Source organism: Actinomycetospora aurantiaca, from assembly GCF_037401875.1.
In the GTDB taxonomy this organism is placed as follows: Bacteria; Actinomycetota; Actinomycetes; order Mycobacteriales; family Pseudonocardiaceae; genus Actinomycetospora; species Actinomycetospora aurantiaca.
Genome location: NZ_JBBEGN010000001.1, coordinates 731,842 through 750,765, shown reverse-complemented (window position 1 = coordinate 750,765; position 18,924 = coordinate 731,842). Strand labels below are relative to the sequence as shown.

Sequence of the window (18,924 nt, the reverse complement as noted above, 5' to 3'; positions counted from 1 at the left end):
GCACTCGCGAACGGGGTAGCGGGGTCGCATCCGCGAGTGCGACAGGGCGCAGGTTCAGCGGCCCTGGAGCATGCGTCCTGCAGCACTCGCGGACGGGGCGGCCAGGCAGACCCGACGACGGGCGAACCGTGTCGTCTGGACACGGTCGCGCCGCCCCGGTGTCGTCCGTCGGCCCCTCATCGCGGCGCGAACCCGGCCGCGCCGTCGGCCTCGCCCGCCCGGTACTCCTGCGCCGTCGCCCGGAGCGCGTCCCCGAGCGAGCGCAGCCCCGCCGACTCCTGCTCGATCGCGCCGACCCCCTCGGCGGCCTTCGGGTCGTACCGGGCCGCGAACGTCCGACCCTGCTCGTCGTCGCCCGCGACCTCCCCGAGCCCGCTCAGCGACGACCGCAACGACGCGCAGGCGTCCGCCGCGATCCGCGCGGCCTCGTCGAACCGCGCGGCCGCCGCCTCGAGGTCCTCGGGGCGGGCGCCGAATCCGCTGGTCACGACCACCAGCCTAGGAACCGGCTGCCCACCGCGAGGGCGTTTCGGAGAAACTGCTCACGGCCAGAAGATGCTGCCCTCCTCGAACACGAAGCGGATCGAGCGGGGCAGCTCCAGCCCTTCGGCCTGCGCCCGCAGCACCGCGTCGAGCAGCCCCTTCCCGGCCTCGTCCGTGTCCAGCGCGACCGCCCGGCCGTCGACGACGAGGTGACCCCCGCCCTGCCGCGCGAGCCGGCCGCTGCTCTCCAGCACGGCCGCCTCCACCGCGGCCGCCGACGAGGCCTCCGGGGCGGCCATCTCCAGGAAGAGCCCGCGGTCGGCGGCATCGGTCCGCATCAGAGCCCCGGAGCCGGGGCGGGCGTGCACACTCATCCCCTCGGACTCGAGCAGCCTCGCGGTCGGCGCCTGCTCCACCGAGAAGGATGCGCCCGGCGACTCGTGCACCCCGGGCCGGAAGAGCGGCCCGAGCGCTCCCCGCGACGACGGGTCGAGCGCCGCGCTGATCCGGCCGTCGAGCTCGCCGAGGTCGTCGAAGGGGGTCCGCGCGGGGCGGGGACCCGCGAGCAGACCCCGCGCCCCGCCCAGGACCGCGCCGAACCCGGCACCCGCGACGGCAGCGACCCCCGCGCGCTCCAGCGAGTACCCGCCGTCGCCGAACGCCTCGACCCGCAGCGGCTGGGTGACGGCCAGGTCGACGGCCGCGGACTCCACCGCGCCGAACACCGCCCCCACCAGAATCCCGCCGAGCACGGTCGCCGCCGTCGCCGAGAGTTCCACGCCGATCGCGGCCGCCGCCGCGACCAGCCCGGAGCTCACGCCCGCGGCGACAGCGGCCGAGGCCCCGAACGTCAGCCACGCGAGCCCCGCGCCCGCCACGAGCGTCGCCCCCGCGGTCACCGCCAGCTCGGTGACCCGGCGCTTCGCGTCCTCGACGGCCTCCGCGAAGCGCAGAAGAGCGACCCCGAGGGCCCGGCAGCCGGCCGCGTCGTCCTGCAGTGCCGCCTCGTGGGCTCCCCACGCGACCGCGAACCGGTCCGCCGCTCCACCCGTCCACCCCGCCCGTGCCGCCTTCGCGCCGGCACGGCCCACCTCCAGCGCCCGCTCCAGGTCGAGCGCCGTCCGGTCCCAGGCAGCCGCCGCCGCGCGGAGCCGCTCCTCGTCCGCCGCCGGCCACCACAGCCCGACCGCCTCCATCACGCCGCCCGGGCGGTGATCACCTGGCCGTGGCGCGCGATGACGACGGTCGCTCCCGGGCCCTCGACCGTCCACGTGGCGCTGCGCTCGTCCCACGTCGACGAGGCGGGGGAGGCCAGCGTGCGGGCGATCGCGTCCAGGGAGACGGCCGACCAGTCGATGCGCCGGAAACCGTAGTAGCGGGTGCCGCACAGCAACGACGACGTCTCCTCGCCGCGCGGGAAGACCCGCACGACGGTCTCCTCCGGGGAGTGCGGGCCGCACACCTCCCGCGGCTCGGCGGACGCAGGCGGTGCGGCCACCAGCACCGCGACCGCGGCCAGGACAGCGACGACGAACGAACGGACCACGGGAACCTCCGGGCGACCGGGAGCCGCTCCGCACGGCCCCTCGACCGCTTGGACTGCGCCCGCGCCCGATCGGTTCCGTCAATCTCCCGCGATCACGGTCGTGATCCGCACCCACGACGGCGCCGTCGGCGTCGACCCGAACCCGAACCGGACCGGTGGCGACACCGGCCGCAGCGACCCGGCGTCGGCCCCCTCGAACGTCGTCTCCGCCGCCACCACCCGGTGCAGGTCTTGCGCGCCGTAGTACTCGGTCCGCCCGCCACCGGCGCTGCCGACGGTCCGTACCCCCGGCAGCACCCGCCGCGCCACCGCGTCGATCGTCGCGATCCACCACGGCGCCGTGGCCAGCCGCCATGGCACGGCCCGCAGCAGCACCCCGAGCGCGTTCCGGCCGCCCACCGTGAAGCGCGACTCGAGCGGACCCGCCGTCAGGAAGAAGTCCGGGCCGGACGAGCGCAGGTCGACGGGGACGAGCCGGACCTCGTCGAAGGAGTAGGTCGCGCCGACGAACTCCGCCACCTGCGGCGACGGCGCGAGCAGCACGCGGTGCCCGTCGGGACGCTCGAGCATGACGTCGGTGAACGCGCCGAGCGGCGAGCGCGGCCAGTGCCCGACCACGTACCGCAGCCCACCCGCCGTCCCGAACCCGCCGATCCAGCCGTCGAAGCGCTCCATCGGTGCGATCCTCACAGATCCACCAGGACGATCCCGACGACGACCACCGCGGCCGCCACCGCCCGGCGCCACCCGAAGCGCTCGCCCAGGAAGAGCGTCCCGATCACCGCGCCGATGACGATGGACGTCTCCCGCAGCGCGGCCACCGCCGCCGTCGCACCGCTGGTCTGCGCCACGAGCACCAGGCCGTAGGCCGCGAGCGAGACCAGCCCGCCCACGAACCCCACGGCGAGCGACGACCACGGCACCCGCGCCAGACCGCGCCCCCGCCGCAGCACGGCGATCACCGGCAGCACCGGCCCCTGCACCAGGAACATCCACGATGCGTAGACCGCCACCGGCGTCGTCGCGACCGCCTCCGCGTCGACCAGCGTGTACCCGGCGATGAACAGACCGGTCGCGACGGCGGCCGCGAGCGCCGGCAGCGCGGCGCGCGTCAGCCGCCCGCCGTCGAGAGCCAGCGACACCAGCCCGGCCGAGATCACCGCGACGCCGAGCAGCTCCCACCACGGCAGGCCGCCGCCGAACACGACCTCGTAGAGCGCCACCACCCACGGCGCCGTGCCACGGGCCACCGGGTAGACCTGGCTGAACTCGCCCAGCTGGTAGCTCCACCAGAGCAGCAGCGTGTAGCCCACGTGGAACGTCGCCGAGAGCAGCACGGCCGGCCACGCGTGCGAAGGCGGCGCACCGAGCACCAGCGCACCGGCCCCGCCGACGACGACGTAGGACAGACCGATCAGGGCGAAGCCCACGAGGCGGTCGGAGACCCCGTGCGCGATCGCGTTCCACGTCGCGTGCAGGACCGCGGCGAGCAGGGTGATCGAGACGATGCCGGCGGACACTGCTCGGCACCCTAGGCGCCCGCGCGCCCCGGCGGAGACGTCAGCGCGACAGGCCGAACGACATGACCTTGTGGCCGCGCGCCGTCAGGCTGATCATGACCCCGCCGACGAGGAGCAGCAGCGCCCCGATCGCGACGTGTTCGAGCACGAGCGCCGTCAGGGCCCCGGCGAGGACGAACTCGATGAGCACGGTCCGGAGGAAGCGCAGCACGACGGCGGACCGTAGCGGGTGATCACCCGCGGCCCACCGGCAGCGCGCCGGAGGACCACCCGGTCAGGCGGCCGCGCGCCCCGCACCTTCCGGTCGACGGGCCCGCACGACGACGAGTTCCTCGGTCCGCTGCCCGGGCGCGATCAGCCCGCGCTGCTCCAGCATCGCCGCACGGGCGGTGAACACTGGGCCGAACGGGTGCTCGCAGCGGGCGGCCACGTCGGCGTCGAGGCCGTGCGCCCGGAGACGCCGCAGCGTCATCGCGACCCCGTTGATCGCCGAGTGCACCAGCAGCAGCCGGCCGCCGGGGGCGAGCACGGCGGGGGCCTGGTCGCAGACCCGGTCCAGCACGGTGCGGCCGTCGAGCCCGCCGTCGAAGGCGCGCATCGCGCCCCGGGTGGGAAGGGCCTCGTCAGGGGCGGGCACGTACGGCGGGTTCGAGACGACGAGGTCGAACTGCTTCCCGACGACGGGTGCGGCCAGGTCGCCCCGGTGCAGCCGGACCCGCCGTCCCAGGCGCCGGGCGTTCGTCCAGGCGCTGAGCAGGGCGCGGCGGGAGACGTCGGTGGCGGTGACGTCGGTGCCCGGCACACCGGCGGCGACCAGGGACAGGGCGCCGGTGCCGGCGCAGAGCTCCAGGACCCGTCGTCGGGAACGGGGCGCGTCGGCCAGCTCGCGCTGCAGCACGTCCGCGAGCAGCCAGGTGTCGCGCTGGGCGGGATAGACGCCGGGGCCGCGCAGGACCGGCAGGTGGGGTCGGAGGCCGTCGGGGGCCGGGATCGGCACGACCACGTCGGGGACGACCGGCACGACGGCCTCGTCGGGGCGGACGGGCGGCAGGGAGATCGACATGCAGGGGCTCCTCGGCGGACACGGGAGGCCGGTCGGATCGATCCGGCGGCCGGCGTCCCCGAGATGCAGCTGCGACTCAACCGCCGGGGACGGGAGATGGGTCGGTGTTACCCGGGGGTTACGAGGTCCCACTCCCCGGGCGCGGTGTGATGCATGCACCGCGTGGAGCGGGTCCGTTCCGGGGTAGCCCGAGCGCTCCGTCCTGCCCACCCCACGCCGAGGAGCTCTCGTTGACCGACGTCATGACCCGTGCCGACGCCCTGCCCACCGCCCGCGGGCCGGTCTCCGCGGCGGTCCTCGAGGTCCTGGCCGGGACACGCAGCGCGGCCGACCTGCCGTCGGAGCCGGGCCTCGACCCATACGGCGAGGACCTGCAGCTGGCGCTCTACGTGCTCTACGAACTGCACTACCACGGGTTCGCGGGCGTCGATCCGGAACTCGAGTGGGAGCCGGACCTGCTCCGGTTGCGCCGCAGCCTGGAGACGACGTTCCTCACCGCGCTGCAGGCCGAGGTGCCCGCCGGTGACGACGTGGACGCCGAGGTGGAGGCGCTGCTGGTCGAGCAGGTCGGAGGCGACGGCCCGTCGTACCGCCTGGCCCGCGACGGCGAGCTGTGGCAGCTGCGCGAGTACGTGATCCACCGGTCGATCTACCACCTCAAGGAGGCCGACCCGCAGGCCTGGGTGATCCCGCGGATCGACGGGCAGGCGAAGGCGTCGCTGGTCACCGTCGAGCACGACGAGTTCGGCGCCGGTCGCGGCGAGCGGGTCCACGCGCAGGTGTTCGCGGACATGATGGCCGCGCTCGACCTCGACCCGCGCTACCACGGCTACCTCGAGGCGGCTCCCGCCGAGGCGCTCGCCCCGGTCAACCTGATGTCGCTGTGCGGGCTGCACCGCCAGTGGCGCGGGGCGTCGGTCGGGCAGTTCGCGCTGATCGAGGTGACGTCCTCACCGGGGTCCGCGCGGCTGGTCAAGGGGATGCAGCGGCTCGGGCTGGGCGAGGACGCGCAGGCGTTCTACGCCGAGCACGTCGAGGCCGACGCGGTCCACGAGCAGCTCGTGCGCCGCGGCCTGCTCGCCGATCTCGTCGCGCGCGAGCCGGAGCTCGCTGCCGACGTGGTGTTCGGGATACGCGCGCTGACCCTGCTCGAGGACCGGCTCGGCGATCACCTGGTGCGGTCCTGGGACGCGGACTCGTCGTCGTTGCGGGCCTGACGGACCTTCTTCCGGTGGCTGGTGTCGCAGAAGGGGAACCGCTTGCTGCGCCGGCAGGTGCACACGGCGACGACCGGCCGCTCGGAGCGGACCCGCTCGCCGTCCGGGAGCTCCAGCTCGACGGGTCCCTCGACGAGCATCGGACCGCCGTCGGTGAGGGTGACGCGGGGGACGCTGGGCTGCGGCATGGAGGGCGGCTACCCGGCGTCGGGACCGGGCACGCGAGGCCTTCGTGACGGCGGGTCGGCGTGGTTCCGTTCACTCGATCGGGTAAGCAGACAGCACGGGGGACGGAGGGCGCGTTGGACGGGACCCTGCTCGGGATCGTGATCGCCGCCGCGGTGGTGATCGTCGCCGGGATCGTGCTGGTGCTCGTCGCCCGCCGACGTGGGCGGGTCGGCACCGCGACGCTGCGCAGCCGGTTCGGCGACGAGTACGACCGCGTCGTCGCCGACTACGGCCGCGGTCCGGGGGAGAAGGAGCTGCGGGCCCGCCTCGACCGGCGTCGGCGCCTCGACCTCCGCGACCTCGGCGCCGACGAGCGCGACCGCTACTCGCGCGCGTGGGAGTCCGCGCAGGCGGCCTTCGTCGAGAACCCGTCGACGGGGCTGCGGGACGCCGACCTGCTGGTGCAGCAGGTGATGCGCGACCGCGGCTACCCCTCGGAGCGCTTCGAGGAGCGGGAGAAGCTGGTGTCGGTGGACTACCCCGACCTCGTGGAGCACTTCCGGTCCGCCCACGAGGTCGCGGTCGCCGACGAGCAGGCCGAGCGGCCGCTCGAGGAGCGGCGGCAGGCCATGGTCGACCACCGCTTCCTGTTCGACGCCCTGCTGCAGGGGGGCGACCCCGAGCGCACCCGACGCCTGTGACCCGCCCGTACACCGGCCCGGAGTCCGGCCCGGTGGTGCTGGGCGGGCGGTACGAGCTGGTGGAGCTGATGGGGCGCGGCGGCATGGCCGAGGTGCACCGCGCGACCGACCGCGAGCTCGGACGGGTCGTGGCGGTCAAGCTGCTCCCCGAGGAGCGGCGCGGCGACGACACCGACGCGGCGCGGCTGCGGGAGGAGGCCCGGGCGGCCGCGGTGGTGAGCCATCCGCACGTCGTCGCCGTGCACGACGTCGGGTCGTCGCCGCACGGGGTGTACGTCGTCATGGAGCTGCTCGAGGGCCGGACGTGGGCGGACCTGCTCGTGGCGCACGGGCGCGTCGCCGAGCAGGAGGCGGCCCGCGTGGGTGCGGCGGTGGCGTCCGCGCTGGCGTACGCCCACGAGCAGGGCGTGGTGCACCGCGACGTCGGTCCCGCCAACATCATGCTGCTCGCCGACGGGACCCCGAAGCTGATGGACTTCGGCATCGCCCGGCTCGGCGACCGCGGCGGGCTGACCGAGACCGGCCACGTCGTCGGGACCGCGGCCTACATGTCCCCGGAGCAGGTCCGCGGCGAGGACCTCGACGGCCGCTCCGACGTGTACTCGCTGGGCTGCACCCTCTACGAGCAGGTCACCGGCCGGCCGCCGTTCACGGGCGCGGCGTCGGCGGACGTCGCCGCGCAGCGCCTGCACGAACCGCCGCGCCCGCCGCGTCAGCTGACCCCGGCGATGTCGGTCGGCATGGAGGCGCTCGTCCTGCGCATGCTCGCGCGCGAGCCCCGCGACCGGCCTGACGCCGCCGAGGTGGCCACCGCCCTCGAGGACCTGGCCCGGCCCGCGGCCGCGACGGACGTGCTGCCGGGGGCCGGCGACCCGGTCGGCCCGGTCGGCTCCGTCGGCCCGGGGGAGCCCGAGGACCGGCCCGCGTCCCCAGGCCTACGCCGGGCCGGGATCGTGCTGCTGTGGCTCGGCGTCGTCGCGCTCGTGGTCGTGGCGGTGCTGCTCGCCGTGCGGTGATCAGTCCAGCAGGGCCTCCGGCACGTCGACGACCCGGCTGCGCAGGTACTCACCCAGTCCCTTGGCCTGCGGGTCGGGGCGGGTGGACGAGGCGACGCCGTCGCCGAGGATCCCGTGCACGACGACGTTGACCGCCCGCAGGTTCGGCAGCGGGTGGACCTCGATCGCCAGGTCCGCGACCTCCGGCCCGAGCAGCTCCCGGACCCGGTCCTCCGTCAGGAAGTCCCGGAGCCAGGCGTGGGCGGCGTCGGTGCGGGCCCAGACGCCGATGTTCGCGTCGCCGCCCTTGTCGCCGGAGCGGGCGCCGACCACACGGCCGAGGGGGGCGCGGCGGGTGGGGCCGGTCGGCGTGGTTGCGGTTTCTGTGACGTCGGGTGTCAGCATGGCCGCACTACTGACGCTCGTGACCGGGTCCGCCACCACGCGCCGCTCCCCGTCGGGCAGCACCACGGTGTGCGTGACGGCCGATCGCGGCACTGCGGCCGGGCGGTAGACGCCGAACGCGGACTCGGCGCTCGGGGGCGTGGTGGTGTGGAAACCCGCGTAGCCGCCGAGCGCGAGCTCCATCGTGGCGTTGGAGAACGACCGCCCGACGACGCGCGGGTCCGGGTCCTTCACCGTCACCTTGAGATGGGCGGTCGCCTCGGCGTTGGACGCGGCGTCGGGGTGGTCGAAGCGCAGCAGCCGGACGTCCACCTCGGCGAACCGGTCGCGACCGCCCAGCACGTCGAACAGCAGCGCCTCGGCGTGCGCGGCCTTCGCCTCGATGTCGAGCCCGGTCAGGACCAGCGTCATCGAGTTCCGGTAGCCGCCCGCGTCGTTGAGGGCGACCTTCAGGGTGGGAGGCGGCGCCGACCCCCGCACCCCGCTGATCCGCACCCGGTGCTCGCCGTCGTCGGAGAGCGTGATCGTGTCGAAGTGCGTCGTGCAGTCCGGGCCGAGGTAGGCGGGCGCGGCGATCTCGTAGAGCAGCTGCGCGGTGACCGTGCCGACGGACACGAGCCCGCCGGTCCCCGGGTGCTTCGTGATCACCGACGAGCCGTCCGCGGACACCTCCGCGATCGGGAACCCGGGGTAGCGGCGGTCGGTCACCTCGTCCAGGAACGAGTAGTTCCCGCCGGTCGCCTGCGGGCCGCACTCGATGACGTGACCCGCGACGACCGCCCCGGCGAGCTGGTCGAACGCGTCGCGACCCCACCCGTGCCACCACGCCGCCGGCCCCACGACCAGCGACGCGTCCGTCACCCGCCCCGTCACGACGACGTCGGCGCCGGCGGCCAGCGCCTCGGCGATGCCCCACCCGCCGAGGTAGGCGTTGGCCGAGACGGGCTTGCCGCTCACCGCGGGTGTGATCGATTCCAGCGATCCCCGCAGGTCGTCGCCCTCGACGTACGCGATCCGCGCGCCCGTCCCGAGCTCCTCCAGCGCCGCCGCCAACCCCGCCGGGTTCAGCCCGCCGGCGTTCGAGACGACCTTGACGCCTCGGGCGACGCAGTCGGCGAGCACGTCGCGCATCTGCGTCTGGAACGTCTTCGCGTACCCGGCATCGGGATCCTTGGCCTGCGCCTTCGCGAGGATCAGCATCGTCAGCTCGGCGAGGTAGTCCCCGCACAGGACGTCGACCGGCCCGCCGTCGAGCATCTCGCGCGCCGCGCCCAGGCGGTCGCCGTAGAAGCCGGAGATGTTGCCGATCCGCACCGGACGCCCGTCGTGAGGGGAGGATCCGGTCGCTCCAGCGTCGTGAGGGTTCCCCTCACGCGAGACAGGGGTCGTCACGACAGCGGTTTCCTTCCCGTGCCCGCCTCACCGGCGAACGCCTGACCGATGCGCACCCACTCGGTGGCCGCCTCCCCGACGACGGTCAGCGCCAGGTCGTCCCGGTGCCGCCGCTGGGTGATGAGCAGCGCGAAGTCCTCGGCGGGGCCCGACACCCGGTCGGCCGCGTCCTCGGGCCCCCAGGTCCACGTCGACCCGTCCGGCGCCGTCAGTTCCACCCGGATCGGCACGTCGGGCATCTCCAGCCCGTGCGCGAGGTAGCTGAACGCCCGCGCGCCGACCCCGATGTGCGCCACGTGCCGCAGGCGTCCCGACGGCGGGTGCACCGCGCCGACCGTGTCGAACACGTCCTGCCCGTGCGCCCAGGTCTCCATGATCCGCGCGGTCAGCGACGACGCCGCGGCCATCGGCGGCCCGAACCACGGGACGCGCGCCTTCGGGTCCAGGTCCCGGAACCCGGCGATCAGCCGGGCGCGGGCCTCGTCGAACCACGCGAGCATCTCCGCGCCGCTCATCGATCGGAACCGTTCCGCGATCGTGTCCGGACTGACCCCGCCGTCGGCGTCCATCGCAGCCTTCTCCGCGGTGAACGCCTCCGGGTCGGTCGCGGAGCGCAGCGCGACGTCGTCGAAGAACGCCAGGTGGGAGACCTGATCGAGGATCGACCAGCCGTCGGCCGGGGTCTCCAGCCGCCACTCGGACTCGCCCAGCTCCGCCAGCACGGCCCGCAGCTCGGCGGACTCGGCCGCCAGGTCGTCGCACAGCGCCGTCATCGACACCGGCATCGTCGCTACCTCCCCGTCCAGACCGGCGTGCGCTTGTCGCGGAACGCCGCGGGCCCCTCCTGCGCGTCCGCGGAGCGGTAGACCGGCGCCCAGATGTCCTCGGCGTCCTCGTACACCCGCGGCCGCGACAGCAGCACCGTCGCCTTCGCCGCCCGCACCGACAACGGCGCGTTCCCGACGATGGATCGGGCCAGCTCCTGCGCCCGGTCCCGCAGCTCGGCGGCCGGCACGACCCGGTTCACCAGCCCGACCTCCTGGGCGCGCGCCGCGTCCAGCGGGTCGCCGGTCAGCAGGATCTCCATCGCGACCCGCGGCGGCACCAGCCACGCCAGCGGCGCCGCCCATGGCGACCCGCGCCCGACCTTCACCTCGCTCACGGCGAACCGGGCGTGCTCCGCGGCGATCACCAGGTCGCACTGCTGAGCGAGCAGGAACCCGCCCGCGAACGCGACGCCGTTGACGGCGGCGATCGTCGGCTTCGCGACCTCGACGTTGCGTCCGAACTGCGGCAGGAAGTCCGGCGGCGGGATCTCCAGGGAGGTCTCCGCCATTTCCTTGAGGTCGCCGCCCGCGCAGAACGCCTTCTCGCCGGCGCCCGTCAGCACGAGCACGGCGGCGGAGTCGTCCGCGTTGAACCGGTGGGTGCACTCCCACAGCCCGTCGCGGACGTCCTTCGAGAGCGCGTTCCGCGCCTCCGGCCGGTCGATCGTCACCCAGGCGACGCCGTCGTCGACCTCGTAGGTCACGGTCACGGAAACATCCTCCGCAGGTCGGGTCGGTTGAGCTTGCCGCTGCCGGTGCGGGGCAGGGCGTCGACGATCTCGATGCGCCGGGGACGGTGCATGCCCTGCAGGTCGGGGTGCTCCGCGCACCACCGGTGCAGCTCCTCGACGGTGACCGCCGTGCGCGGCACCACCACCGCGGTCACCTGCTCCACCCACCGCTCGTGCGCGGTGCCGATCACGGCGACCTCGGCGAGGTCCGGGTGGCCCGCGAGGTGCTCCTCGACCATCTGCGGGAACACGTTCTCCCCGCCGGAGACAATCATGTCGTCGATCCGGTCGACGTAGTAGAGGTAGCCGTCGGCGTCGCGGGACATGAGGTCGCCCGTGCGGAACCACCCGGTCCCGTCCTCGGAAACAGGGAACTTCTCCGACGCGTCGATGCCCCAGTAGCCCGGCGTCACCGCGTCGCCGCGCACCCACAGCTCGCCGACGGCCGAGTCCCCCGGCTCCAGGTCCGGCGACCCGTCCACCGGCACCAGCCGCGTCCGCACGATCTGCGACAGCGGCCGGCCCATCGAGTCCGGACGGCGGGTCTCGCCCGCGGCATAGGTGACGACGAGCCCGCTCTGCTCGGTCTGCCCGTAGATCTCGGTCCCGACGATCCCCGTCCCTGCTTCGAGCCGGTCGATCGCCGCGGTCGGCGTGCGCGAGCCACCGAACATGCAGACGCGGAACGAGTCCAGCACGACCGGCGCGTCCACCGTCCGGTTCCCGACGTCGATCATCATCGTCGAGATCAGCCCGCCGTACGTCGGCCGGAGCTCCTCGACCAGCTCGAGCCAGCGCACCACGTCCCACCGCGGCATGAACGTGATCTGCCCGCCGCGCACCAGCATCGGCAGGCTCGCGAGCTGCAGGCCGCCCACGTGGAACAGCGGCATGCAGTTGAGGACGTGGTCGTCGCCGGTCAGTGCATAGACCTCGATCGCCCCGTCGACCTGCGCGGCGATGTTGCGGTGGGTCTGCCGGACGCCCTTGGGCACGCCGGTCGACCCGGAGGTGTACATCAGCAGCGCGTCGTCGCCGTCCAGGCGCGGCACCACGCCCTCCAGCGGCTCCGCGCCGGCGACCGCCGCCGCGAAGGTCCCGTCGTCACCCGTCGTCAGGAAGGCTGGAGCGGGTCCGTCGAGGGCCTTCTCCAGCCGCTCGACGTCCCCGGGCGGGGTGACGACGAGACGCGCCCCGGAGTCGGTCACGGCGTGGCGCAGCGGCGCGTCCGGGAACAGGTAGTTCAGCGGCACCCCGACCGCGCCCGCCTGCCAGGCGCCGAGGATCGCGACGAGGTACTCCAGGCAGTTCGGCGCCAGGACCGCGACCCGGTCGCCCTCTCCGATGCCGGTCGCGCGCAGGTGCCCGGCGAAGCGGGCGGCCCGGTCGGCGAACTCCGCGTAGGAGATCTCGGTGGCGTCGAGGCGCAGCGCCACCCGGTCGGCGTGGTCGGCCGCGGCTCGGCGCAGCAGGGTCGCGAGGTTCATGACGCCGCCTCCTCGGCGGCCTCCACGACCGCCAGGACCTGCCGGGTCTCCACCTGGTCACCCGGACCGACGTGCAGTTCCGTGACGACGCCGTCGACCGGTGCCGCGACCGTGTGCTCCATCTTCATGGCCTCCAGGACGACGAGGGCCGCTCCCGCGGCCACGGAGTCGCCGCCCGCGGCGAGCACCCGGACGACCGTCCCGGGCATCGGCGCGAGCAGCGACCCGGCGTGGGCGACGGCGTTCGGGTCGGCGAAGCGGGGGACGTCGGTGAAGGCGCTGGCGCCGTCGGGGCCGTCGACGAAGGTCCGGCCGGCGGTCCGGTGCACCCGGTAGGCCCGCCGGACCCCGGCGACCTCCATCGTCACGTGGTCCGGGGTCGCCGCCACCGCCGCGACGGGCAGGGGCGAGCCGTCGACGGTGACGTCGAGCCGGGCCCGGCGGGACGCGTAGGTCACCTCGAGCGTGCGGTCGCCGACGGAGTAGTCCACCGCCTGCGGTGGACCCCCGACGTTGCGCCAGCCCGACGGCAGGCCCCGCAGCACCGGGGTGACCGCCCGGTGCTCGGCCTGCCGCGCGAGCGCGGCGGCGGCCGCCCGCGCCGCCTCGCCGTCGTCGGGACCGGGGGAGACGAGCTCGGGGTGGCGCGGCAGGTAGCCGGTGTCCGTGCCGCCGGCGAGGAACTCCGCGTCGCGCAGGATGCCGACCAGCAGGTCGCGGTTCGTCGTGACGCCGTGGATCTCCGCGCGGGCCAGCACGCGGGCCAGGGTCCGCGCCGCCTCGGCCCGCGTGCTGCCGTGGGCGATGACCTTCGCGAGCATCGGGTCGTAGTGCGGGCTGACGACGGAGCCGTCGACGACGCCGGCGTCGACGCGGACGCCCTCGAGTGACGGGACCGCGAAGCGGTGCAGGGTGCCGGTCGCGGGGAGGTAGCCCGCCGGGACGTCCTCGGCGTAGAGGCGGACCTCGATGGCGGCGCCGTCCATGCGGGCGCCGGTGACCTCGGGCGGCAACGGGTGCCCCTCCGCGACCCGCAGCTGCAGGGCCACCAGGTCCAGGCCCGTGACCAGCTCCGTCACCGGGTGCTCGACCTGCAGGCGGGTGTTGACCTCGAGGAAGAAGAAGCTCCCGTCGCGGTCCAGGACGAACTCGACGGTGCCCGCACCGGTGTAGCCGATGGCCTTCCCGGCCGCGACCGCCGCCGACCCGAGCCGGGCGCGCAGCGTCTCGTCGACGGCCGGCGACGGGCTCTCCTCGACGATCTTCTGGTAGCGCCGCTGGATGGAGCACTCGCGCTCGAAGAGGTGCACGACGGTGCCGGCGGTGTCGCCGAGGATCTGCACCTCGACGTGGCGCGGGTCCTCGACGTACCGCTCCAGGAACACCGTGCCGTCGCCGAACGCGGACGCGGCCTCGCGGCGGGCGCCGTCGACGGCGTCGGCCAGCTCGGACGCGGAACGCACGATCCGCATCCCGCGCCCGCCGCCGCCGAACGCGGCCTTGACCAGCACCGGGAAGTCGAGGTCGGTCGGCAGGGGAGCGCCCTCGGGCAGGGTGGCGCCCGGCAGGACGGGGACCCCCGCCGCCTCCATGAGCGCCTTGGCCTCGAGCTTCGACCCCATCGACGCGATGGCCTCGGGCGTCGGCCCGACGAAGGCCAGCCCCGCGGCCGCGCAGTCGCGGGCGAACCCGGCGTTCTCGGAGAGGAACCCGTAGCCGGGATGGACGGCGTCGGCCCCCGTCGCGCGGGCGGCCGCGACGACGAGGTCCGCGCGCAGGTAGGTCTCCGAGGGCGCGGCGCCCGGCAGGCGTACGGCCTCGTCGGCGAGCGCGACGAACGGCGCGTCGGCGTCCGGGTCGGAGTACACCGCGACGGTGCCGATGCCCAGCGCGTGGGCGGTGCGCATGACGCGGGCGGCGATCTCGCCGCGGTTGGCGACCAGCAGCTTGGTGATCACGAGGTGCCTCCGGCTCGTGAGTACTTCTGGTCGCTATAGCCGCTACAAGTGCACACGGGCCGAAGGCACCTCACATCCGGAACGTGCCGAAGCCGCGACGGCCGGCGACGGTGTTGGAGTGGACGGCGGACAGCGACATCCCCAGCACGGTGCGGGTGTCGCGGGGGTCGACGATGCCGTCGTCGTAGAGCTTCCCGGAGATGTAGAAGCTGTGGGACTCGCTCTCGATCTGCGCCTCGATCGCCCGGGTGCGGGCCGCGTCGGCGTCCTCGTCGAACGGCTTGCCCTGCGAGGACGCCGACGCCCGGCCGACGATCGACATGACGCCCGCGAGCTGCGCCGCGCCCATGACGGCGAGCTTCGCGCCCGGCCAGGCGAACATCAGCCGCGGGTCGTACGCCCGGCCCGACATGCCGTAGTTCCCCGCCCCGAACGACGACGCCATGTTGATCGTCAGGTGCGGCACGCCGCTGTTGGTCACCGCGTTGATCATCTTGGCGCCGTCCTTGATGATCCCGCCCTGCTCGTAGTCGGTGCCGACCATGTAGCCCGTGGTGTTCTGCAGGAAGATCAACGGCGTGTCGGTCTGGTTGGCGAGCAGGATGAACTCGCTGGCCTTCTTGGCCTCCTCGCTGAACAGCACCCCGCGGTGGTTCGCGAGGACCCCGACCGGATAGCCGTGGATGCTCGCCCACCCGGTGACCAGGGAGGTGCCGTAGAGCGGCTTGTACTCGTCGAACTCCGAGCCGTCGACGGTGCGGGCCAGGACCTCGCGCGGGTCGAAGGGCACCTTGGTGTCCGGCGGCAGGATGCCGAGGATCTCCTCGGGGTCGTAGAGCGGTTCGGGCGCGTGCGACGACGGGGCCGGGCCCAGCTTGTGCCAGTGGAAGCGCGCGACGATCTCACGCCCGATCCGGATCGCGTCGCGCTCGTCGGTCGCGAAGTGGTCGGACAGGCCGGACACCCGCGAGTGCATCTCCGCGCCGCCCAGCGACTCGTCGTCGGCGGTCTCGCCGGTCGCCATCTTCACCAGGGGCGGCCCGCCGAGGAACACCTTGGCGGCGCGGTCGACGAGCACCGCGTAGTCGCACATCCCCGGCACGTACGCGCCGCCGGCCGTGGAGTTGCCGAAGACCAGCGCGATCGTCGGGATCGCCATCGACGACAGCTCGGTCAGCTCGTGGAAGATGCGCCCGGCCGGGACGAACAGGTCGGCCTGCGTCGGGAGGTCGGCGCCGCCGGACTCGACGAGGTTGATCACCGGGAGGCGGTTGAGCCGTGCGATCTCCAGCGCCCGCAGCGTCTTGCGCAGCGAGTACGGGTTCATCGCGCCGCCGCGCACGGTCGGGTCGTGGCCGATGACGACGCACTCGACCCCGGACACCACGCCGATCCCGGTGAGCACCGAGGCGCCCACCGTGAAGTCGGTGCCCCAGGCGGCGAGCGGCGAGAGCTCGAGGAAGGGCGAGTCCGGGTCGAGGAGCAGCGCGAGCCGTTCGCGGACGGGGAGCTTGCCCCGGTCGCGGTGGCGCTGCATGTAGCGCTCCCCGCCGCCCGCGACGACGGCCTCGAGCTGCTCGTCGAGGGCCGCGACCAGCTCGAGCTGGTTCTTGCGGTTGCCGATGTAGCTCTCGGACGTGGTGTCGAGCAGTGACTGCAGGACGGCCATGCCTAGCGTCCTCCGTAGTGCATCGCGTGGGTGTCCCGGACGACGTTCTTCTGGATCTTCCCGGTCGACGTGCGCGGGAACTCCTGCTCGACGATCACGGCCTTCGGCACCTTGTAGCCGTCGAGGCGCTCCTTGAGCGCGGCGATCAGCCGGTCCGGGTCGATCGTCGCGCCCGGCTTCGGGACGACGACGGCGGTGATCGCCTCGCTCCACCGCTGGTGCGGCAGCCCGACGACCACGACCTCCGCGACGTCCGGCTCCGCGTCGTACACCGCCCGCTCCACCTCGAGCGACGCCACGTTCTCGCCGCCGGTCTTGATGACGTCCTTGGTCCGGTCGGCGAACCACAGCACGCCGTCGTCGCCGAACCGCCCGACGTCGCCGGAGTGGAACCAGCCGTGCTCGAACGCCCGCGCGGTGGCAGCCTCGTCGTGCAGGTACTCCTGCATGGTCGAGGGCCCGCGGTAGACGATCTCGCCCTGCTCACCGGGCGGCAGCAGCTCGCCGTCGGGGCCCATGATGCCGACCTGGACACCGGTCAACGGTGTTCCGACCGACCCGACGTGCGTGAGCTGGTGCTCCGGCCGGAAGAGCGTCGTGATCGGCGACATCTCGGTCTGGCCGAACAGCAGCGCGAAGTCGCACCGGTAGCCGTCCAAGCACGCCTTGATCTGTGCCTCGGGCATCGGGGCCATGGCGTAGACGGCGCGCTTCAACGACGACAGGTCGCGGTCGGCGAAGCCCTCGTGGTCCAGGGCCGCCCGGTACATCATCGGCAGCCCGAAGACCTGCGTGATCTTCTCGTCCTCGATCGTCTGCAGGAAGCGCGCGGGGTCGAAGCCGCGGTGCACGTGGATGGTCGCGCCCACGACGACGGCGGGCGTGCAGAACGCGTTCAGCTGGGCGGTGTGGAACATCGGCATCATCGCGATGAACCGGTCGTCGGCGGTCCAGCCCGAGTCGAGCGCGGCCGACATCGACTCCAGGTGGATGCCGAGGTGCGTGCCGACGACGCCCTTCGGGAACGACGTGGTGCCCGAGGTGTAGAGGTAGCTCAGTGCCGCGCGGTCGTCGATCGCGACCTCGACGGGGGTGCTGTCGTCGGTCTCGAGGTCGCCGAGCGTCAGCGATGGTCCGTTGCTGACGCTGGACGTCAGAGAGGCGCCACTCGCACTCGTGCCGGGGGCGACGAACACGTCGGCGACGGACGGAACCTTCCCGACGGCGGCCGTGATCGGCTCCAGCAGCTGGCTCTCGACGACGATGCCGCGGGCCTGCGAGTGCCCCAGCACGTAGGCGACCTCGTCGGGCCGCCAGCCGAGGTTGATCGGGACGCACACCACGCCGGCCTTCGCGCAGGCGTAGTAGACGGCGAGGAATTCGGCGGAGTTGCCGGCGGCGAGGGCGAGCGCGTCGCCGACGGCGTAGCCACGGTCCACCAACCCGTGCGCGAGCCGGTTGACCCACGCGTCGAGCTCCGCGTAGGTGAGGCGACGGTCGCCGTCCACGACGGCGAGCTGCCCGGGCCGGGCGAAGGCGGACCGGGTCAGGGCGTCGCCGACGTTGATCCGCTGGACGAGGTTGCGCTGCAGGTCCATCAGTACGACCTCGGCAGCCCGAGGCTGTGCTGCGCCACGTAGTTGAGGACCATCTCGCGGTTCACCGGCGCGATCCGCAGCAGCCGGGCGAGGCCCCAGTAGGGGAGCAGCCCGAACTCCTGGGACACGCCGTTGCCGCCGTGGGTCTGCATCGCGGCGTCGCACGCGGCGATCGCGGCCTCGGCGGCGGCGTACTTCGCCATGTTCGACGCCTCGCCGGCCGGCAGTCCCTGGTCGTGCAACCAGGCGGCCTTCTGCGTCATCAGCGCCGCGAGTTCCGTCTCGATCTTGGCCTTCGCCAGGGGGTGCGACACGCCCTGGTGGGTGCCGATCGGCCTGTCCCACACCGCGCGGTCGTTCGCGTAGCGCGTCGCCTTCGCCAGGGCGTAGCGGGCGATCCCGACGCACAGCGCGGCGCCGGTGATGCGCTCGGGGTTGAGGCCGTGGAACACCTGCTTGAAGCCCTGGTTCTCGTCGCCGACCAGCGCGGACGCCGGGACGCGGACGTCGTCGAACCGCAGCGTGAACTGCTTCTCGGGCAGCAGGACGTCGACCGGGAGCGGCACCTTCTGCAGGCCCGGCGCGTCGGTGGGGACGAGGAACAGCGACATCTGCGCCCGCCCGGCGTCGTCGCGGCCGGTGCGCGCGACCAGGAGCAGCGCCTCGGCGTCGTCGACCCCGGAGATGTAGTACTTCTCGCCGTTGAGCACCCACTCGTCGCCCTCCCGGCGGGCGTGCGTCGCGAGCTGATGGGTGTTGGAGCCGGCGCCGGGCTCGGTGATCGCGAAGACGACCTTCTCGCGGCCCGACGCGAGCCCCGGCAGCCACTCCTTGCGCTGCTCCTCGGTGCCGTACTCGGCGATCACCTCCGCCGAGATCGCGTGCGTGACCAGCAGGAGCAGGATCGGTGCGCCCTGCGCGGCGGTCTCCTCGCAGACGAGGGCCAGCTCGACCATGTTCCCGCCCCCGCCGCCGTAGGCCTCGGGGACGGACACGCCGACGTAGCCCGCGTCGCCGAGCGCGTGCCACAGCTCGGTGCACTCGACGCCGCGTCGCGCGTGGTCGACGTAGTAGTCGCCGCCGAAGGGCGCCGCGACCTTCGCGACGGCGGCCCGGAGGTCGCGGTGCTCGTCGGTCTCCACGAAGTCCACGCCGACTCCCTCG

General features: G+C 73.9%; 19 protein-coding genes. 3 read left to right on the top strand and 16 right to left on the bottom strand.

The window, feature by feature from the left end; genetic code table 11:
- Positions 1-176: 176 nt before the first annotated feature.
- The 7 genes from WCD74_RS03485 to WCD74_RS03455 form a co-directional block, all read right to left on the bottom strand.
- Positions 177-488: a hypothetical protein gene (locus tag WCD74_RS03485; RefSeq protein ID WP_337693424.1), complete on the bottom strand. Its 312-nt coding sequence runs from the start codon at positions 486-488 to the stop codon at positions 177-179.
- A 54-nt stretch (positions 489-542) separates the two neighbouring features.
- Entirely contained in the window at positions 543-1,679 is a 1,137-nt protein-coding gene (locus WCD74_RS03480; protein ID WP_444876339.1) for a WXG100-like domain-containing protein, read from the bottom strand.
- Positions 1,679-2,029 carry a hypothetical protein gene (locus WCD74_RS03475; protein WP_337693422.1) on the bottom strand — a complete coding sequence of 117 codons (351 nt, stop codon included), beginning with the start codon at positions 2,027-2,029 and terminating at the stop codon, positions 1,679-1,681. Before WCD74_RS03475 ends, WCD74_RS03480 begins: the two co-directional genes overlap by 1 nt.
- Before the next feature lie 78 nt (positions 2,030-2,107).
- Positions 2,108-2,704: a hypothetical protein gene (locus WCD74_RS03470; protein ID WP_337693421.1), complete on the bottom strand. Its 597-nt coding sequence runs from the start codon at positions 2,702-2,704 to the stop codon at positions 2,108-2,110.
- An 11-nt stretch (positions 2,705-2,715) separates the two neighbouring features.
- Positions 2,716-3,549 (bottom strand): EamA family transporter, encoded by an 834-nt coding sequence (locus WCD74_RS03465; protein WP_337693420.1) that lies wholly within the window; start codon positions 3,547-3,549, stop codon positions 2,716-2,718.
- A gap of 40 nt (positions 3,550-3,589) precedes the next feature.
- Entirely contained in the window at positions 3,590-3,760 is a 171-nt protein-coding gene (locus tag WCD74_RS03460) for a hypothetical protein (protein ID WP_337693419.1), read from the bottom strand.
- Between the two features lie 63 nt (positions 3,761-3,823).
- Complete coding sequence (locus WCD74_RS03455) at positions 3,824-4,612, bottom strand: HemK2/MTQ2 family protein methyltransferase (protein WP_337693418.1); 789 nt, start codon at positions 4,610-4,612, stop codon at positions 3,824-3,826.
- Between the two features lie 242 nt (positions 4,613-4,854).
- Between WCD74_RS03455 and WCD74_RS03450 the strand changes: the two genes are divergently transcribed.
- Positions 4,855-5,829 (top strand): iron-containing redox enzyme family protein, encoded by a 975-nt coding sequence (locus WCD74_RS03450; RefSeq protein WP_373696031.1) that lies wholly within the window; start codon positions 4,855-4,857, stop codon positions 5,827-5,829.
- Here the strand turns inward: WCD74_RS03450 and WCD74_RS03445 are convergent.
- On the bottom strand, positions 5,781-6,017 hold the full coding sequence (locus tag WCD74_RS03445) for a CDGSH iron-sulfur domain-containing protein (RefSeq protein WP_337693416.1): 237 nt from the start codon (positions 6,015-6,017) through the stop codon (positions 5,781-5,783). The genes WCD74_RS03450 and WCD74_RS03445 overlap by 49 nt on opposite strands.
- Positions 6,018-6,131: 114 nt before the next feature.
- Here WCD74_RS03445 and WCD74_RS03440 point away from each other — a divergent pair, with 114 nt between their 5' ends.
- Entirely contained in the window at positions 6,132-6,698 is a 567-nt protein-coding gene (locus tag WCD74_RS03440; RefSeq protein ID WP_337693415.1) for a hypothetical protein, read from the top strand.
- Positions 6,695-7,714 (top strand): serine/threonine-protein kinase, encoded by a 1,020-nt coding sequence (locus tag WCD74_RS03435; protein WP_337693414.1) that lies wholly within the window; start codon positions 6,695-6,697, stop codon positions 7,712-7,714. The genes WCD74_RS03440 and WCD74_RS03435 overlap by 4 nt, the downstream gene beginning before the upstream one ends.
- Here WCD74_RS03435 and WCD74_RS03430 read toward each other — a convergent pair whose 3' ends face one another.
- The 8 genes from WCD74_RS03430 to WCD74_RS03395 form a co-directional block, all read right to left on the bottom strand.
- The gene (locus WCD74_RS03430) at positions 7,715-9,355 is read right to left on the bottom strand and encodes an acyclic terpene utilization AtuA family protein (protein WP_373696030.1); all 1,641 of its coding nucleotides are present in this window, start codon (positions 9,353-9,355) and stop codon (positions 7,715-7,717) included.
- A gap of 131 nt (positions 9,356-9,486) precedes the next feature.
- The gene (locus tag WCD74_RS03425; RefSeq protein ID WP_337693412.1) at positions 9,487-10,275 is read right to left on the bottom strand and encodes a TIGR03084 family metal-binding protein; all 789 of its coding nucleotides are present in this window, start codon (positions 10,273-10,275) and stop codon (positions 9,487-9,489) included.
- A gap of 5 nt (positions 10,276-10,280) precedes the next feature.
- Positions 10,281-11,027: an enoyl-CoA hydratase/isomerase family protein gene (locus tag WCD74_RS03420; protein ID WP_337693411.1), complete on the bottom strand. Its 747-nt coding sequence runs from the start codon at positions 11,025-11,027 to the stop codon at positions 10,281-10,283.
- The gene (locus WCD74_RS03415; protein WP_337693410.1) at positions 11,024-12,535 is read right to left on the bottom strand and encodes a class I adenylate-forming enzyme family protein; all 1,512 of its coding nucleotides are present in this window, start codon (positions 12,533-12,535) and stop codon (positions 11,024-11,026) included. Before WCD74_RS03415 ends, WCD74_RS03420 begins: the two co-directional genes overlap by 4 nt.
- Complete coding sequence (locus WCD74_RS03410) at positions 12,532-14,493, bottom strand: ATP-binding protein (protein WP_337693409.1); 1,962 nt, start codon at positions 14,491-14,493, stop codon at positions 12,532-12,534. The genes WCD74_RS03415 and WCD74_RS03410 overlap by 4 nt, the downstream gene beginning before the upstream one ends.
- Positions 14,494-14,563: 70 nt before the next feature.
- A complete protein-coding gene (locus WCD74_RS03405; protein ID WP_337693408.1) occupies positions 14,564-16,162 on the bottom strand; it encodes an acyl-CoA carboxylase subunit beta in 1,599 nt (532 codons plus the stop codon).
- Positions 16,163-16,164: 2 nt separating this feature from the next.
- Positions 16,165-17,760, bottom strand: a complete 1,596-nt coding sequence (locus tag WCD74_RS03400) for an AMP-binding protein (RefSeq protein ID WP_337693407.1) — start codon at positions 17,758-17,760, stop codon at positions 16,165-16,167.
- On the bottom strand, positions 17,760-18,911 hold the full coding sequence (locus tag WCD74_RS03395; RefSeq protein ID WP_337693406.1) for an acyl-CoA dehydrogenase family protein: 1,152 nt from the start codon (positions 18,909-18,911) through the stop codon (positions 17,760-17,762). Before WCD74_RS03395 ends, WCD74_RS03400 begins: the two co-directional genes overlap by 1 nt.
- Between the last annotated feature and the right edge of the window lie 13 nt (positions 18,912-18,924).

Bases quoted from the DNA above. Each gene is read 5' to 3' on its own strand.
- WCD74_RS03480 (WP_444876339.1), bottom strand. From the start codon at position 1,679: ATGGAGGCGGTCGGGCTGTGGTGGCCGGCGGCGGACGAGGAGCGGCTC.
- WCD74_RS03470 (WP_337693421.1), bottom strand. From the start codon at position 2,704: ATGGAGCGCTTCGACGGCTGGATCGGCGGGTTCGGGACGGCGGGTGGG.
- WCD74_RS03455 (WP_337693418.1), bottom strand. From the start codon at position 4,612: ATGTCGATCTCCCTGCCGCCCGTCCGCCCCGACGAGGCCGTCGTGCCG.
- WCD74_RS03450 (WP_373696031.1), top strand. From the start codon at position 4,855: ATGACCCGTGCCGACGCCCTGCCCACCGCCCGCGGGCCGGTCTCCGCG.
- WCD74_RS03445 (WP_337693416.1), bottom strand. From the start codon at position 6,017: ATGCCGCAGCCCAGCGTCCCCCGCGTCACCCTCACCGACGGCGGTCCG.
- WCD74_RS03430 (WP_373696030.1), bottom strand. From the start codon at position 9,355: ATGCTCGACGGCGGGCCGGTCGACGTCCTGTGCGGGGACTACCTCGCC.
- WCD74_RS03425 (WP_337693412.1), bottom strand. From the start codon at position 10,275: ATGCCGGTGTCGATGACGGCGCTGTGCGACGACCTGGCGGCCGAGTCC.
- WCD74_RS03415 (WP_337693410.1), bottom strand. From the start codon at position 12,535: ATGAACCTCGCGACCCTGCTGCGCCGAGCCGCGGCCGACCACGCCGAC.
- WCD74_RS03405 (WP_337693408.1), bottom strand. From the start codon at position 16,162: ATGGCCGTCCTGCAGTCACTGCTCGACACCACGTCCGAGAGCTACATC.
- WCD74_RS03400 (WP_337693407.1), bottom strand. From the start codon at position 17,760: ATGGACCTGCAGCGCAACCTCGTCCAGCGGATCAACGTCGGCGACGCC.